The following is a 1787-nucleotide window of genomic DNA, read 5'->3' on the forward strand; positions in this document are numbered from 1 at the left end:
AGGCAATCCGACACAATGGTTATGGAACTTTGGAGATGGAAATTCTTCATCTGTTAAAAATCCAACTCATACTTACTCTCAACATGGTACTTATACGGTTACACTTGCAATTTCCGATTCAGCTACAAATTGCTTAAGTACCCACAGCTACACATTAAAAACTCAACAAAACACAAATAACTGTAAAGCATATTTCTATTCTTTTCCTGACCAAACAAATACTAATAAGATAAACTTTATTGCAGATTCGAGTAGTGGTTCTACATACACATGGAACTTTGGTGATAGCACCATCGGTACAGGACAAACAATTCAGCATACATATTCGTCAAGTGGAGTTTATTATGTTTGCCTTACAATTACAAAAACTAATTGTACAGATACATATTGTAAAATGATAAGAGTTGCAAATACAGGATGTTCAAGCTATTTTAATTATTCAAAAAATGGTAAAACTGTATCTTTTTATGGAGATTCTACTAACTCGGCTAACGCAACATATACTTGGAGTTTTGGAGACAACAGTACAGGAACAGGTCAGAACGTACAACACACATATTCTTCTTTTGGAACATACCATGCATGTTTAACAATATCTCATAGTGGAATGAGCTGTACTCCACATTGTAAATCAATAACATTAGGAACAAATCCATCTTATTCATCAATTGGCGGAGTAATACTTGCCGGAACAAATTACGTTGACAAGGCAACTGCATATTTGATTTATTTTAATCCGCAGGATAGTACACTTACTGCAATTGATACTTTCAATGTCGATTCTTCAGGTTTATATTATTTTGGAAATGTAGTAGCAGGTACATATTTATTAAAAGCTGCTTTACGTTCGCAATCATCATACTATCAAAATTATATGCCAACATATTATGATACGGTTTTATTCTGGAATCAGGCAACAGATGTTGTATGCTCGGGAAATAATTTTGTTCAACGCAATATAAACATGTTGCAAGGTAACAATCCCGGAGGTCCCGGATTTATTGGCGGAAAAGTTAATAAAGGTGCAAATTTCAGATCAAATTATATGAAAGGTATTCAAATAATGTTAGTTGATGAATTTGACAGACCGGTTGCTTATACATTTTCGGATGGTAAAGGCGAATTTTCATTTGAAAATATTGCATTAGGAAGCTATAAAGTATATGCAGAAATAATTGGTAAAATTTCCTATTCGGCTAATGTTGTTATTGATAAGTCTAATAAAACTTCCGATAATATTACTTTTACAGTTAATGATGATAACATTTCTGCCTCAATAAATAATCAAATTTCTGATATGATAAAAAGCATTGGAAATATTTATCCTAATCCATCAAGTAATGCAATAAATATTAATGTTTCAATTATCAAGCCTGTTGAATTCAATATTTTAATACTTAATCAGCTTGGACAAATTGTTTTTTCAACAAAAGAAAATTTACAATTAGGAAATAATATTATTAGCCTTGAAGTATCACAACTTGAAATGGGATTTTATACAGTTTTAATCAATAGTTCAGATAATTCACAGCTTGTAAGAAAATTTATGAAAATCAAATAATTTTAATTCAACATTAATTTTAAAGTCCCGCCTTTTTTAAAAAGTGGGACTTTTTTTTGAGTTGATTTATCTTGAAAAATTCGGATGGCGAAAATTTATATTTCATACCAAGTTGCGTTCAAAGTTACCAATATAATTCGTTTTAAAAACAAATTTAGACAAATTTGTTCTGATAAAAAACAAATTTAGATAAAAAATATTTCGGACGGCAATCATTATTTCTATC

The 1787-nt window shown here is 30.4% G+C and carries 1 protein-coding gene; it reads left to right on the plus strand.

Going from position 1 to position 1787, the window contains the following annotated elements; genetic code table 11:
- The coding region (locus U9R42_13180) for a PKD domain-containing protein (GenBank protein MEA3496972.1) at positions 1-1561 on the plus strand (1561 nt) is incomplete at its 5' end.
- Between the last annotated feature and the right edge of the window lie 226 nt (positions 1562-1787).

This window comes from Bacteroidota bacterium, assembly GCA_034723125.1.
Classification (GTDB): Bacteria; Bacteroidota; Bacteroidia; order CAILMK01; family JAAYUY01; genus JAYEOP01.